Origin of the sequence: Enterobacter cloacae complex sp. P47BA (genome assembly GCF_014930485.1) — a bacterium.
Lineage (GTDB): Bacteria > Pseudomonadota > Gammaproteobacteria > Enterobacterales > Enterobacteriaceae > Enterobacter > Enterobacter bugandensis.
The window spans coordinates 1-15,011 of sequence record NZ_JADBRF010000019.1 but is presented as its reverse complement, the minus strand read 5'-3'; the positions used below and the strand labels follow the sequence as shown (position 1 = coordinate 15,011).

Genomic DNA, 15,011 nt, shown 5'->3' with positions numbered 1-15,011 from the left:
TAATGTTGTCACAAAAAGTGAGGGTGACTGCATGGATAAATTACTTGAGCGTTTTTTACAGTATGTTTCGCTGGATACCCAATCTAAGCCGGGTGTCCGCCAGGTGCCAAGCACCGAAGGCCAGTGGAAGTTGTTAAACCTGCTCAAAGAGCAGCTTGAGGCCATGGGGCTGGTCAACGTCACGTTAAGCGAAAAAGGCACTGTGATGGGAACGCTGCCGGCGAATGTGCCGGGTGATATTCCGGCGATTGGCTTTATTTCTCATGTCGATACCTCACCTGATTTTAGCGGCAAACACGTGAACCCGCAGATTGTGGAAAACTACCGCGGCGGTGATATCGCGCTGGGGATTGGCGACGAAGTGCTCTCTCCGGTGATGTTCCCGGTGCTGCACCAGCTGCTCGGGCAGACGCTGATCACCACCGACGGCAAAACGCTGCTGGGGGCGGATGACAAGGCGGGCATCGCGGAAATCATGACGGCGCTGGCGGTGCTGAAAGGTAAAAACATCCCGCACGGGGACATCCGCGTTGCTTTTACCCCAGATGAAGAGGTGGGTAAGGGCGCGAAGCACTTCGACGTGGACGCTTTTAACGCGCAGTGGGCGTATACTGTCGACGGCGGTGGCGTGGGCGAGCTGGAGTATGAAAACTTCAACGCGGCGTCGGTGACCATAAAAATTGTCGGAAACAACGTTCACCCAGGGTCTGCCAAAGGGGTGATGGTGAACGCGCTGTCGCTGGCGTCGCGTATTCATGCGGAAGTCCCGGCGGAAGAGAGCCCTGAACAGACAGAGGGGTACGAGGGCTTTTATCACCTCACCAGCATCAAAGGCACCGTGGACAGTGCGCAGATGCACTACATCATCCGCGATTTTGACCGTAAAGCTTTTGAGGCGCGCAAGCGCAAAATGATGGAGATCGCCAAGAAGGTTGGGAAGGGATTGCATCCTGACTGCTATATTGAGCTGATCATTGAAGACAGCTATTACAATATGCGCGACAAGGTGATGGCCCATCCGCACATTCTGGATATCGCCCAGCAGGCGATGCGAGACTGCGATATTGAACCGGTCTTAAAACCGATTCGCGGCGGTACTGACGGCTCGCAGCTGTCGTTTATGGGGCTACCGTGCCCAAACCTGTTTACCGGGGGCTATAACTACCACGGCAAGCATGAGTTTGTGACGCTGGAAGGGATGGAAAAGGCGGTGAAGGTGATTGTGCGCATAGCCGAGTTAACCGCTAAACGCTAAAAAAATGCCCGGTGGCGCTGCGCCACCGGGCATTGTCACAACTCAGTCCTCAAAGAACCAGTACCCGCTGTTGACCAGCGCGGCCAGCATCGCGAGGAAGGATGGGTCTTCCAGCGCGTCGCCAAAGGTTTCTGCCGTCAGTACCATATGGCTGGCAATGGCTTCCAGCGCCGGGCGGTGCGGGGAGTCGAGCTTCTCACCGTTGACGAAGACCTCTTCACCAATGCGCAGCACGCGTAATCCGCCCAGACGAACCAGCTTGTCACCCTGCTGCAGCGCATCATAGATCTCATCTGCCTGATACGGCGGCTCCGGCGGTGCAACGTCCAGCTCGTGACGTGACTGGCTGATAAATTCGCCAAACCACTGCCTGAAATGTTCCGGCTCGTTGATCAGATCCAGCATCATGCCGCGCAGCTTATCCAGCTCTTCTGGCACGATGTCTGCCGGATGCTCGCGTGCAGGCACATCCGGATCGCTGTAGCGATAGCTTCCCAGCTCGCGCTGCAGGACATAGTCGGCAAAGCCGCTGATCATCTCGCGGCCGCTTGGCGCGCGGAACCCGACAGAGTAGTTCAGCGAGTTCTCCAGGGAGTAACCTTCGTGAGGGAATCCTGGCGGAATGTAGAGAATATCGCCTGGCTCCAGCTCTTCGTCGATAATGCCTTCGAACGGATCCACCTGAAGCAGATCCGGGTGCGGGCAGTGCTGCTTCATCGGCACTTTTTCGCCCACGCGCCAGCGGCGGCGGCCCGTGCCCTGAATGATAAACACGTCGTACTGGTCCAGATGCGGACCCACGCCGCCGCCAGGTACGGAGAAGGAGATCATCAGATCGTCCATTCGCCAGTCGGGCAGGGCGCGGAACGGGCGCATTAGCGCGGCAGTCGGCTCGTGCCAGTGGTTAACCGCCTGCACCAGCAGCGACCAGTTGCTTTCGCCGAGATGATCGTAGCTTTCGAAAGGACCGTGGCTGACCTGCCATTTCCCGTCCTGGTGGCTGACCAGACGGCTGTCGACTTCGTTTTCCATGGCCAGACCGGCCAGCTCGTCAGGTGAGATAGGGTCGACAAAGTTGCTGAACCCGCGTTTCAGAACCACCGGGCGCTTTTGCCAGTAACGTTCAATAAACTCGGGCCAGTTAAGTGTTAAGTGATAATCCATATTTTTTTATCCGCAGGCTCTTACTGACTCGGATTATAACGGAAGCTCAGCCCCCCGGCTGCGAGATCCTCGCATTTTTCACATAACGGGTTAACTATCGTCCGATGTGGGCTGCTGACGACCAAAAATCACTTCCATTCTGGCCCCGCCGAGCAAGCTTTCGCTGGTTTCGATTTTTCCGTCATACTGGTCGACAATCTCACGGGCGACGGCTAAACCCACGCCCTGACCGGGGCGCAGCGTATCCGCTCGCTGACCGCGATCGAACACCACATCACGTTTATTAAGCGGGATCCCGGGGCCATCATCCTCAACGATAATGTGTAACTCGTTATCCGTCTGGCGCGCCGATACTTCAACAAACTCCAGGCAGTATTTACAGGCGTTATCCAGCAGGTTGCCCATCACTTCCATGAAGTCATTTTTTTCGCCAACAAAGCTAATTTCAGGCGAAATATCGAGACTGATGTTGACCCCTTTACGCTGATACACCTTGTTAAGGGCGGACGTGAGATTATCCAGCAGCGGGGCCACCGGGTGCAGCTCGCGGCTCAGGAGCGCGCTGCCGGAACGCATGCTGGCGCGGTGCAGATAGTAGCCAATTTGCTGCGAGATTCGGCTGATTTGTTCCAGCATCACCGGCTCGGCATCGTCGACGCTCAGCCTTGAGCTGCGCATGGAACGCAGGGTGCTTTGCATTACGGCCAGCGGCGTTTTCAGGCTGTGGGTGAGGTCGGTCAGGGTCGTACGGTACTTATCATAGCGTTCACGCTCGCTTTTCAGCAGGCGATTGAGGTTACGCACCAGACTGGTCAGCTCACGGGTGGTTTCCGGATTGAGCTTTTCACGATGATGTTCCTCAAGCTCGCGCACCTCTCGCGCCAGGGACTCAATAGGGCGCAAGCTCCACCACGCCGCCACCCAAAGCAGCGGGATCACCAGCAGCAGGTTTGCGGCCAGAACATAAACGAACCAGCCCCAGACCTTATAGGAACGTTTTAGCTCAACCGGAATGGTGTCGATCACCACAATAGTTAACTGCGGCATGTTCATGGTCGCCGGGTAGATATTGATCGCCACCGAATGCGTCATTTCCGTCTCGGCATCGTCAGCCCGGATTTCATTGAGCTTTTGCTGCATCGAGCGATCTTCGCGAATCAGCGTGCTGGTGGTATTGAGATCGGCTTCTATCTCATGAAACCCGTTGGTTTTGAGCCACTCCGGACGAATGCTTTTCGCCAGCCACGGAATATCGCGTTGCGCCCAAAGCAACTTTCCCTTTTCATTGTAAATCAGGGCTAAAGTAGGACTCTGTTGATCCAGGTTTTCTGGCATTTCAACGGTGATGTGGTTGTCTTCCCATGTGGCCAGGGTATAAAACAGATTACTTTCGCCGCGTAACAGTCGAAAGGTCGTTTTATCGAAGCTGACGCTGTAGCCCACCAGGGCGACCAGACCGTAGGAGAGCGACAGCACCAGCACCACCGCGGCCGTTGCCAGTAAAAAACGAACCCGCAGCGAGAGGGGCAGAATGTGGCGCAAAATCCGTCTCATTTAGCGTAATTCGAACAGGTAGCCCTGGCCGCGGACGGTCGTAATCACGTCCTGCGGATACTGCGCCTGAATTTTCTTACGCAAACGGCCCATCAGCACGTCTATGGTGTGACTCTCGCGCAGCTCAGCATCCGGGTAGAGCTGGAGCATTAAGGAGTCTTTGCTCACTACTTTTCCGCTGTTACGGATCAGCGTTTCCATAATGGTGTATTCGAACGCGGTGAGCTTGATCACTTCATCGTTAATCGAGAGCTCGCGACGGGAGAGATCCACCTGGAAAGGCGGAATGGAGATAACCTGTGAAGCCAGCCCGCTGTTGCGGCGTAACAGCGCCTGCATGCGCGCCGCCACTTCTTCAATGTGAAACGGTTTGGTGACGTAATCATCCGCACCGGCGCTGAGCACTTCAACTTTGTCCTGCCAGCCTTCGCGGGCGGTGAGAACCAGAACCGGCAGGGAAACGTCATGGCTGCGCCAGCGACGAATTAACGACAGGCCGTCTTCATCAGGCAGGCCTAAATCGACAATGGCGATGTCCGGCAGGTGTTCATTGAGATAATAATCGGCTTCTTTTGCATCTTCAGCATCATCCACCTGATGTCCCATCTCCTGAAGCTGAACCTTCAGGTGGTGGCGTAGCAATGCGTTATCCTCAACAACCAGTACGCGCATCATCTTTTCTCCCAGAATAAATAGTATGAATAGTTTAACGCTGATTATGTTGCTGTGGGGATAAACATTCAGTAAACCGGGGAAAAGCAACCCCCTTTCCGGGCGGAAAGGGGGGGAAGGAACGTTACTTCAGCTCATCAACCATGGTGATGGCGCGGCCAATGTAATTCGCCGGAGTCATGGCCTTCAGGCGGGTTTTCTCTTCTTCCGGCAGTGCCAGACCGTCGATAAACTGTTTCATGCCTTCGGCATCGACGCGTTTACCGCGTGTCAGCTCTTTCAGCTTCTCGTACGGTTTTTCGATACCGTAGCGGCGCATCACGGTCTGAATCGGCTCTGCCAATACTTCCCAGTTGTGATCCAGCTCGTCCAGAAGACGGTCACGGTTCACTTCGAGCTTGCTCACGCCCTTCAGGGTGGACTGATACGCGATCAGCGCGTAGCCAATGCCCACGCCCAGGTTACGCAGCACGGTGGAATCGGTCAGGTCGCGCTGCCAGCGGGAAACCGGCAGCTTGCTCGCCATATGCTGCAGCACGGCATTCGCCAGGCCCAGATTGCCCTCGGAGTTTTCGAAGTCGATTGGGTTCACTTTGTGCGGCATGGTGGAGGAGCCAATTTCCCCGGCGATAGTCTTCTGCTTGAAGTGGTTCAGCGCGATGTAGCCCCACACGTCGCGATCGAAGTCGATCAGGATGGTGTTGAAGCGCGCGATGCAGTCAAACAGCTCTGCAATGTAGTCGTGCGGCTCAATCTGGGTGGTGTACGGGTTCCACTGGATCCCCAGAGAGGTCACGAACTCTTCGCTGAACTGATGCCAGTCCACTTCCGGGTACGCGGCAATGTGGGCATTGTAGTTACCGACCGCGCCGTTGATTTTACCCAGAATTTCAACCTGCTCCAGCTGACGATACTGGCGCTCCATACGGTACGCCACGTTCGCCATCTCTTTACCCATCGTGGATGGGGTGGCTGGCTGGCCGTGAGTACGGGAAAGCAGCGGAATGTCGCGGTATTCCACGGACAGCGCTTTCACCGCGTCGATGATTTTACGCCAGTAAGGCAGCACCACTTCTTTACGCGCGGTGGAGAGCATCAGCGCGTGAGACAGGTTATTGATATCTTCGGACGTACAGGCGAAGTGAATGAACTCGGATACCGCATGCAGGGCCGGGACGCTTTCCACTTTCTCTTTCAGGAAATACTCAACCGCTTTCACGTCGTGGTTGGTGGTGCGTTCAATGGTCTTAATACGCGCGGCATCTTCTTCGCTAAACTCAGCAACGATTTTATCAAGGTAATCGTTTGCCTTTTCGTCAAAAGCAGGAACTTCCTTGATTGCTGCCTGGGCGGCCAGCTTCTGCAGCCAGCGTACTTCAACCTGAACACGGAACTTCAGCAAACCATATTCGCTGAAGATCCCGCGCAGCGCGCTGACTTTATCGCCGTAGCGTCCATCGACAGGGGATACGGCGGTCAGTGAGGATAATTCCATAATTCGCAACTCCGGGAGGTTAACAATGAGCAAGAATTTGTTTTGCCTGAGTAGTCAGGCGATTACGAGAAAACATTAACTGCAGGCGGCCACCGCCAACCTGATGCCACAGCACGGCGGCGCGGATCCCAGCCAGCAGGGAAGCGCGGACCTTCGCCTGCACCTGCGGGCTTTGCAGTACGGCAGGGGAGCCGGTGACCTGAATGCGCGGGCCCAGCGGGCTGATGACATCAACGTAAATGCCCGCCATGGCGCTCAGCAGCGTTTCAGACTGCAGGTCAAAATGGTCGAGCTGACGCTGTAGCCCGGCGATGCGATCGCCCAGGGTATTGAGCGCGCCTTTCGCCGCGCTTAGCTTACGCTCAAGCACCATCAGGCTTAAGGTGTAGCGGGTCAGTTCCGCGTTTAACCCCTGACGGCTACTGGCGTTAAGCACGCCAAGCAGGGTTTCAAGACCGAGACGAAGATTGGTTTCACTGCCACCGAACACGCCCAGGGTTGAACCGGGGTTGAGGTCGATAACGCTGTTGAGCGAAACGTGCAGGGCATCAGCGTCACAGTGACCCTGATGCGCCAGTTGTTGCACCAGACGAGCAGACTGGCAAATTCCTGCCAGCGCCAGGGTGATGTCATAATAATTCTTCGCCACACGGTCTCCTTTATGTGTGCAATCGGTTAAACAGCGGGCAGCGGCAGGCGCTGTTCAATGATCCCGCCGCCCAGGCAGATTTCGCCGCTGTAGAAGACAGCAGACTGGCCCGGGGTAACGGCGGCGACCGGCTCGTCGAAACGGACGTCAATACGGTCGTCATCAAGCGCGGTGATGGTGCAAGGAATATCGGTCTGGCGGTAGCGCGTTTTCACCGTGCAGCGCAGCGTGCCTTTCAGGGGCTCGCGATCGACCCAGTGCAACTGCTGTGCGATAAGGCCAACGGACATCAGACGCGGGTGGTCGTGACCCTGAGCCACCACCAGAATATTGTTTTCGACGTCTTTGTCGACCACGTACCACGGATCTTCGCTGCCTTCTTTCGTCCCACCAATACCCAGGCCTTTACGCTGGCCTAAGGTGTGGTACATCAGCCCCTGATGCTGACCAATCTCGTCGCCATCAACGGTGACAATTTTACCTGGCTGTGCAGGCAGGTAGCGGCCCAGGAAATCACGGAATTTGCGCTCGCCGATAAAGCAGATACCGGTGGAGTCTTTTTTCTTCGCGGTGATCAGGTCCAGCTCTTCGGCAATTTTACGCACTTCCGGCTTTTCCAGTTCGCCGACCGGGAACAGACTTTGCGCAATCTGTTCGTGGCTCAGCGTATAAAGGAAGTAGCTCTGGTCTTTATTGCCGTCGAGGCCGCGCAGCAGTTGGCTTTTGCCATTCACGTCCGCACGTCGCACGTAGTGACCGGTCGCAATGTAGTCAGCGCCCAGATCTTCCGCGGCGAATTCCAGGAAGGCTTTAAATTTGATCTCTTTGTTGCACAGAATATCCGGGTTCGGGGTACGGCCCGCTTTGTACTCTTCCAGGAACAGTTCAAAGACGTTGTCCCAGTATTCTGCGGCAAAGTTAACGGTGTGCAGTTCAATGCCGAGTTTGTCGCATACGGCCTGCGCGTCGGCGAGATCCGCTGCGGCAGTGCAGTATTCCTCGCCATCGTCTTCCTCCCAGTTCTTCATGAACAGGCCCTCCACCTTATAGCCCTGTTGCTGCAACAGGTAGGCGGAAACGGAGGAATCGACACCGCCGGACATGCCGACGATCACTTTTTTCTGGCTGTTATCTGACATGGAATACTCACGACATTGAACTTCAAGGCGGCGTATTCTATCACGCCCCCCCACCGTTGACACCCTCTGTAAACGGCCAGTTAAATTCTCCGATGACACCCAGCGGCAGGCGTGCGCCTGACTGCCAGCAGCGGATGCTTTCCGCAACCAGCGGCGAGCGCAGGTTTGGCGCGTTCAGGATCTCCTCGGCGGTGACCCACAGGCAGCGATCGATATCGTCATCATGCGGTTCTGTGACGCACGTTTCGCTAAGCTCAACGGCGAATAAAAAGCGCAGGAATGGGGTGCTGTCGGGCGCAATCCACTGGTGCATGCGAATGAAGTGCTGGGGCTCAGCGCGAATGCCGGTCTCTTCCCAAAGCTCGCGCTTCGCGGCCTGCAGCAACGTTTCATTGGCTTCAAGATGTCCGGCAGGCTGATTCCACAGCGCCCTGCCGTTGATGCTCTCTTCCACAACGAGGAATTTTCCCTGCGCGTGCACCACGCAGGCGACCGTAACATGAGGTTTAAACATCGTTTCTCCTTAAGGGGCAGCGTCGCGCCATTCGCCGTTTGCCAGCGTATCCAGCGTGTAGCTGCCCATGGCGTAGCGAATCAGACGTAGGGTAGGGAAGCCGACGTGCGCGGTCATTCGCCTCACCTGGCGGTTGCGGCCTTCATACAGGGTGATTTTGAGCCAGCTTGTCGGGATAGATTTGCGCTCGCGAATGGGCGGGTTACGCGGCCACAGCCACTCCGGCTCATTCACGCGTTCAATACCGGCGGGTAGGGTGGGACCGTCGTTCAGCGTCACCCCGCTGCGCAGTTTCGCCAGCGTCTCTTCGTCCGGCTCGCCTTCAACCTGCACAAAGTAAATTTTGCCGGTGCGTTTGCCCGGTTGTGTAAGCTTTGCCTGTAGGGCGCCGTCGTTGGTTAGGACCAAAAGTCCTTCGCTGTCCCGGTCCAGGCGACCGGCGGCGTAGACGCCCTGAACGGGGACGTAATCCTTTAGCGTGCTGCGTCCGGCCTCATCGGTAAACTGCGGCAAAACATCGTAGGGTTTATTGAACAGAATAACCCGCTTTGGCTGGGTTTCTTGCGGTCGTCTGGCGGCTTGTCGCGAGCTGAATCGCTCAACCCGGTGTTTTGTAAAAGAAGTTTTCTTCATGGTATTTTCAGGCGTTATCAATTGCCGCATTATAGCCTAATAACGAAGACCTTTCATGGCGCAGGACAATCAGGTACTATCGAAGGGCTCATTACAATTTATTAACATAAGATCAGTAACAACCAGAAGCGCTCGAAGGAGAGGTTAATGGAAAGCAAAGTAGTTGTTCCGGCGGAAGGTAAAAAGATCACCCTGCAAAACGGCAAGATTAACGTTCCTCACAATCCGATTATTCCGTTCATCGAAGGCGACGGTATCGGTGTAGACGTTACCCCGGCAATGCTGAAAGTGGTTGATGCCGCTGTTGAGAAAGCCTACAAAGGCGAGCGTAAAATTTCCTGGATGGAAATTTACACCGGTGAGAAATCAACGCAAGTTTATGGCCAGGACGTCTGGCTGCCAGCGGAAACGCTGGACCTGATCCGCGACTACCGCGTTGCTATTAAAGGCCCACTGACCACTCCGGTCGGCGGCGGCATCCGTTCCCTGAACGTGGCGCTGCGTCAGGAGCTGGACCTGTACGTGTGTCTGCGTCCGGTTCGTTACTATCAGGGCACCCCAAGCCCGGTTAAGCACCCTGAACTGACCGACATGGTTATCTTCCGCGAAAACTCAGAAGACATCTACGCGGGCATTGAGTGGAAAGCGGACTCTGCTGATGCAGAAAAAGTGATTAAATTCCTGCGCGAAGAGATGGGCGTGAAGAAAATTCGCTTCCCTGAGCACTGCGGTATCGGCATTAAGCCGTGCTCTGAAGAAGGGACCAAGCGCCTGGTGCGTGCGGCCATTGAATACGCGATCACCAACGACCGTGATTCTGTGACCCTGGTTCACAAGGGCAACATCATGAAGTTCACCGAAGGCGCGTTCAAAGACTGGGGCTACCAGCTGGCGACCGAAGAGTTCGGCGGTGAGCTGATCGACGGCGGCCCGTGGCAGAAGATCAAGAACCCGAACACCGGCAAAGAGATCATCATTAAAGATGTGATCGCCGATGCGTTCCTGCAGCAGATCCTGCTGCGTCCTGCTGAATACGACGTGATCGCCTGTATGAACCTGAACGGTGACTACATTTCTGACGCCCTGGCGGCACAGGTTGGCGGTATCGGTATCGCCCCCGGCGCGAACATCGGCGACGAGTGCGCCCTGTTCGAAGCAACCCACGGTACTGCACCAAAATACGCAGGCCAGGACAAAGTGAACCCAGGCTCTATCATCCTCTCCGCAGAGATGATGCTGCGTCATATGGAATGGTTCGAAGCCGCAGACCTGATTGTTAAAGGTATGGAAGGCGCCATCAACGCGAAAACCGTAACTTACGATTTCGAACGTCTGATGGAAGGCGCTAAGCTGCTGAAATGCTCAGAGTTTGGCGACGCGATTATCGCGAACATGTAATCCAGATTCTGGGTTAAACAAGAGCGGGAGCCGATTGGTTCCCGTTTTTATTATTAGTTTTCGAACGGTTATCAACAATTTATCAAAATAGATTATCAAAATCCTCTCTTAATCAGATGTTTTTCCCTATTATTTCCGCATTTTCCAAAACAATTTACCAGACGGCATACAGGTTACTATAAGCATATAATATGTATTCGGGCGTTGTAGTTTCCAAACTATCAGAAATGTATACAACGTCGGTTCTCATATCCTTTTGCTATTTTATCTGGGAATCACTGGTTCCTGTTGATTTCCTTAGTCAATATACAAAAATATACATTTCATTGTGTGATTATAACTTTTTCTTGCGTATTTATATGCTGGTAACACAATTTTATCTCTGTATATTTAAGAGAAATTTTTGGAGGATTTATGCATAAAATCAAGCTTGCAGTGCTGTTTCTTTTTATTTGCGTTTTTAACACGACTGTATCTGCTAGTAATTCAATGTCTATGAATTATGCCATAGGCAAGAAAAATGGGGCAGAAAATATGCATGGAATGAATATCATGTTTAGACACGATATGAATAATTTCGCACTGGTCGCATCAGGCACTTATATACAGAACACCAGCGGATCTGGATATTCTTATTTAAAGAATAAATATGCATCTATTATGCCGGGTATAGCATTTAACATTACGCAAGATTTAAAATTATATGGGCTTGCTGGTCTTGCTTCTGGTTCAAAAATGCAACCTAATCAAACACATGAGGTTTATGGAGCCGCTTTTGGTGCTGGTTTTTTTTACAATTTAACAGACAACATTCAATTAAATTCAGGATATGAATTGGGTATTATTGATAACAAAGAAATAAATACTTTCATCATTGGGATAGGATATTTGTTTTGATTTTGAAGGTGAATAAAATGATCTCTAAAAAATTATTAAGAATATACGTTATTACTGACAATTATTTTTTATATCACGGCATCAGGGAACTTATTGAAGATTCAAAAGTTTTTGAATCTTATACATATAACGTTGAGCAAACAACAAAGCTTCCAACACTTATTTTTTATCATAAGTATCATACTCAAGATATTATTATTACAGATAACTTTTTACATTGTTATGCAGTTTCAAAATACAGACCAGAAAAAACTTTGATTTTACCATGTAATTACGACTTGGATAAATACATTGAGTGTTTTAATGATTTAACAGACCAAAATGACTTTCATGATATGCTTCATTTTAAAAAACTATCATCAAAAGAGGCTCTTTTGTTCACTTTGTTTTCTGAAGGAACAACAGATGACAACATTGCAATTATTCTTAACATAACAAAAAAGACAATAAGCACACATCGGCGTAATATTTTGCAAAAATTAAATTTAAAAAATAGACATGAACTTTATATGTATGCTCTGGCAACAAAGGAAGGGGTTTATGAGCATGTATAATATAATATCTATTGTATCGATAATGGTATTGATTCCATTCTCAATCTATTGTCTTTATGCTAATTATCGCATAAACGAAAAGAAGAGTATTACATCAGAAACAACACCATTATGGAGAAAGATTTTTCTGCCGCCTAAGTGATTAATATTTTAGCGGTAGGTTTTTAATGTTTAAAAGTTTTCCTCTGTGAATTTTAATATACCCCCCATCATTGAGGTCTTTTAGAACTTTATTTAAGGAGCTACGAGATATTGTACTTCTAGATAAAATGAATTTGAAAACTGAAATTTGAGATCTTTCATTTTCTGGTAATTCCCATATAGCTTCTAAGTTGTTTTTTATAATATCGTAGGCATTTTTTGATGAAAATCTTTGATCCCTTTTGAAAAAGTTTGAAGCGATTTCACAAGTCATTAAGAAAAAATGTTTCCACAAATCATTACTATCAGCCAGGCAGTTCAGTTCTATAGTTGGAATTGCTGTAAAGGTTGCATCCGTTGAAGCTCTGAAATAATGATAATCATTCTTTTCGAACATAAAAAATAACCCTAAAATATGAGGTGCATATACAGTGAAAATTAAAATATCGTCTGTTTTCCTATAAATATCTACTCTACCTTCGGTGAGAAAGTAAACATGTGGTTTATTATTGAGTGTGCTGTGTATCTGCTGTCCATTTGACGCATAAATGCGTATAAATTTGTTAGAAGCTTCAACAATCTCTAAGATATGGTCAAACATGATTTAATGCCTCTGCTATTATTTTCATTCTTAAAGTTTGATGTTAGGCAATCATATGATCTTTTTAGGGGATGGCAAGTTTAAATTTAAATATGTTCTTGTGTAATTATACATAATTTATCTATTAGTTAAATTACCAGCAGGCAGTTCTGGGTTCGTCAAAAAATATCAATCTATCATTCTCAATAGTCGTTTGGATGTGTATTTTGTATTAGTTGATTGTTTGGTAGGGTGCTAATAATATATATTATAACTATTTATAATATATAGCGTGCATACTAATGTTTTCCATGCTTGAGTATTGCTAAAAACACTTCTGCAATTCTATTTTTTTTGCGATATTTTTACTAGTCTACTCATTCTGTTTTGAATTAGATTGGTTTTGAATTTAATGTTAGAAAGAGGATTGAATATGTTATTTCTACTTTCATGTATTGTCTTATTGATACTGATAGTTGCTGTTGTTTACGTTATGCTATTGAATAAAAATAGCATGGATATAACGCAATTCATAGATTTACTATATAAAGATGATGAAGAGAAATAAATATTTAAAAGAGGTTGGATAGGTGTTAACTAAAACTCAAAAAAATATCATTTGGATGATTACAGAAAAATCAATAGGCGTAATTGGTCTTTTCTTTATAAACGCTTTAGTAGCTAAATACTTGGGGCCTGTAGTAATTGGGCAAATAGCAATCGCAACTGCGATTTTTCAAATTATCCAAGTTGCCGCGGTTTTTGGTAGCGATAGTATTTTCTATAAAAGAATAACCACAAATTTACTGGGCGGCATTCAATTAATGTTGCCTGTATTCATATTGAGGAGTGCGGTATTTATATTTTTTGCATGTGCTTGCATCATGATTTTAAATGTGCAAATGGATTTAACAGGTATGGTGTTAGTGCTGTCAATATGTTTGGCATATTACTTTTACACAATTGATACATATACCAGCCTTAATGAGTCATTACTGAACTCTAGAATGAATGCTCTTGCAAACGTAACCGGACTTATTTTCGGTTTAGTAGTCAGAGCATTAATGGTTAAATATAAAGCTCCGGTTATCTTTTTTGGATTGCCTCTTATAATTATAAGCGCCACCCCTTACTTTTTGAAGTTATTTATATTCCGGAGGGAGTATAAAAGTAAAGTGTCAATAAAATACAAAGTATTAAGAAAAAGATTTTTTCACCTGAGTTATGCGGGTAGTATTCTCGTTATTCCTTCTGTTATTGCATCAATCTATCCGAGGTTGAATTTACTTGTAATATCATGTTTGTATGGTGATCATGATGTCGGCATATATTCAGTTTCTCAAACTCTTGCTACTAGTTGGAATTTCATTTTGCTATCATTGCTAACCTCTTGTTTACCAGCAATATTTCGAGAGAAAAGTAAATCAAAAATAATAAATCTTGGTGCAAGACTGCATTTGAATATCATTTTACTGTCAATTCCAGTAATATTGCTGATGACGTTTTTGATAAACTATATAATTTTCTACATATATGGGGGTGAGTATAATGAATCTATAGCGCCTTGCATTTTATTATGTTTTGCAACATTATTATCTACACTTGGAATGGCTTCATCAAAAATAATTGTTAAGTTTTCTGGATATAGATTTTTGCTATATAAAACTATATTTGTTTTGGTTTTTAGTTTGGTGCTTTCTTATTTGTTTTCTCTAAGGTTCGGGTTAATTGGTGCTGCCTTAGCGGTTATCATCACTGAAATTTTTTCTCTAACAATTTTTAACTACTTGTTCATGCAAGGTTTTATATTGTTAGTGCATATCGAAATAATAAAGGTTATTTGCGGGTGCGTTCAAAAGTTATTTAAAATAAAAGCGCTCGATAAAGATTAGCAAAGAGAAATCTTTATCTGAATAGGTTAAGATAAAAGTTTACGTCTAAAATTCATTCTTAATAAAAGATATTAATTGTTATGTTTAATTAAATTGGTAAGGCGTTTTGCAGTCCGGTGGGGTTTTAAAAATTTATATAAAGGAGTGTATACTCCTTTATATAAATATTTTAATCCAATCTTTACCCCGATCATCATGATATCGAGCCGTTTGATTCGGTGACTTATGACCTAGCAACTTCTGAGTATCTATCCCTTGAATCTCATATAGTCTTTCCGCTAACGAGCGTTGTTCATGGAAAGTAGCTGGCGTGCCATTCCCCCAATTTATGTCTGATTTATCACGAGCCTTACTGAAGTTCATTGTTATTGTGTTCGACTTTACCTGAGCACCTCGTTCTGAATCGCCACGGATAATCTAGACACTTCCGAGCCGTTGGTAATACTGGTTTTCATATTCAGCCGGTGGCATCTT

At 48.3% G+C, this 15,011-nt stretch carries 14 protein-coding genes and 1 pseudogene; 5 read left to right on the top strand and 10 right to left on the bottom strand.

The genetic code is table 11. The features are described from left to right. Window positions 1-31: 31 nt before the first annotated feature. Entirely contained in the window at window positions 32-1,255 is a 1,224-nt protein-coding gene (gene pepT, locus IM299_RS18100) for a peptidase T (protein ID WP_032644861.1), read from the top strand. Between the two features lie 42 nt (window positions 1,256-1,297). Here pepT and IM299_RS18095 read toward each other — a convergent pair whose 3' ends face one another. The 8 genes from IM299_RS18095 to rluE form a co-directional block, all read right to left on the bottom strand. After that, the gene (locus tag IM299_RS18095) at window positions 1,298-2,419 is read right to left on the bottom strand and encodes a cupin domain-containing protein (protein WP_047364295.1); all 1,122 of its coding nucleotides are present in this window, start codon (window positions 2,417-2,419) and stop codon (window positions 1,298-1,300) included. 90 nt (window positions 2,420-2,509) lie between these two features. Beyond that, window positions 2,510-3,973, bottom strand: a complete 1,464-nt coding sequence (gene phoQ, locus IM299_RS18090; protein ID WP_045630113.1) for a two-component system sensor histidine kinase PhoQ — start codon at window positions 3,971-3,973, stop codon at window positions 2,510-2,512. Continuing rightward, window positions 3,974-4,645 (bottom strand): two-component system response regulator PhoP, encoded by a 672-nt coding sequence (gene phoP / locus IM299_RS18085; RefSeq protein WP_025911763.1) that lies wholly within the window; start codon window positions 4,643-4,645, stop codon window positions 3,974-3,976. A gap of 124 nt (window positions 4,646-4,769) precedes the next feature. Next, entirely contained in the window at window positions 4,770-6,140 is a 1,371-nt protein-coding gene (purB, locus tag IM299_RS18080) for an adenylosuccinate lyase (protein WP_014883421.1), read from the bottom strand. A gap of 19 nt (window positions 6,141-6,159) precedes the next feature. Continuing rightward, window positions 6,160-6,789, bottom strand: coding sequence for a high frequency lysogenization protein HflD (gene hflD / locus IM299_RS18075; RefSeq protein WP_013097081.1), 630 nt, complete (start codon window positions 6,787-6,789; stop codon window positions 6,160-6,162). 26 nt (window positions 6,790-6,815) lie between these two features. Then, on the bottom strand, window positions 6,816-7,928 hold the full coding sequence (gene mnmA / locus IM299_RS18070) for a tRNA 2-thiouridine(34) synthase MnmA (protein ID WP_028012751.1): 1,113 nt from the start codon (window positions 7,926-7,928) through the stop codon (window positions 6,816-6,818). A 40-nt stretch (window positions 7,929-7,968) separates the two neighbouring features. Beyond that, entirely contained in the window at window positions 7,969-8,442 is a 474-nt protein-coding gene (locus IM299_RS18065) for an NUDIX hydrolase (protein ID WP_153656053.1), read from the bottom strand. Between the two features lie 9 nt (window positions 8,443-8,451). Next, complete coding sequence (rluE, locus tag IM299_RS18060; protein WP_193357899.1) at window positions 8,452-9,105, bottom strand: 23S rRNA pseudouridine(2457) synthase RluE; 654 nt, start codon at window positions 9,103-9,105, stop codon at window positions 8,452-8,454. Between the two features lie 117 nt (window positions 9,106-9,222). Between rluE and icd the strand changes: the two genes are divergently transcribed. The 3 genes from icd to IM299_RS18045 all read left to right on the top strand — a co-directional run bounded on the left by icd (window position 9,223) and on the right by IM299_RS18045 (window position 11,924). After that, the gene (gene icd, locus IM299_RS18055) at window positions 9,223-10,473 is read left to right on the top strand and encodes an NADP-dependent isocitrate dehydrogenase (protein ID WP_003857898.1); all 1,251 of its coding nucleotides are present in this window, start codon (window positions 9,223-9,225) and stop codon (window positions 10,471-10,473) included. 414 nt (window positions 10,474-10,887) lie between these two features. Continuing rightward, complete coding sequence (locus tag IM299_RS18050) at window positions 10,888-11,370, top strand: outer membrane beta-barrel protein (RefSeq protein ID WP_087822351.1); 483 nt, start codon at window positions 10,888-10,890, stop codon at window positions 11,368-11,370. A 17-nt stretch (window positions 11,371-11,387) separates the two neighbouring features. After that, window positions 11,388-11,924 (top strand): LuxR C-terminal-related transcriptional regulator, encoded by a 537-nt coding sequence (locus tag IM299_RS18045; RefSeq protein WP_040017163.1) that lies wholly within the window; start codon window positions 11,388-11,390, stop codon window positions 11,922-11,924. Between the two features lie 142 nt (window positions 11,925-12,066). On the opposite strand, the gene IM299_RS18040 is transcribed toward IM299_RS18045, so the two are convergent. Further along, entirely contained in the window at window positions 12,067-12,666 is a 600-nt protein-coding gene (locus IM299_RS18040; protein WP_052445443.1) for a helix-turn-helix domain-containing protein, read from the bottom strand. A 569-nt stretch (window positions 12,667-13,235) separates the two neighbouring features. Here IM299_RS18040 and IM299_RS18035 point away from each other — a divergent pair. After that, window positions 13,236-14,537, top strand: a complete 1,302-nt coding sequence (locus IM299_RS18035; protein WP_236918386.1) for a polysaccharide biosynthesis protein — start codon at window positions 13,236-13,238, stop codon at window positions 14,535-14,537. Between the two features lie 156 nt (window positions 14,538-14,693). Here the strand turns inward: IM299_RS18035 and IM299_RS18030 are convergent. Continuing rightward, window positions 14,694-14,939: pseudogene (locus tag IM299_RS18030) on the bottom strand (tyrosine-type recombinase/integrase); the annotation flags it as partial. Window positions 14,940-15,011: the final 72 nt, after the last annotated feature.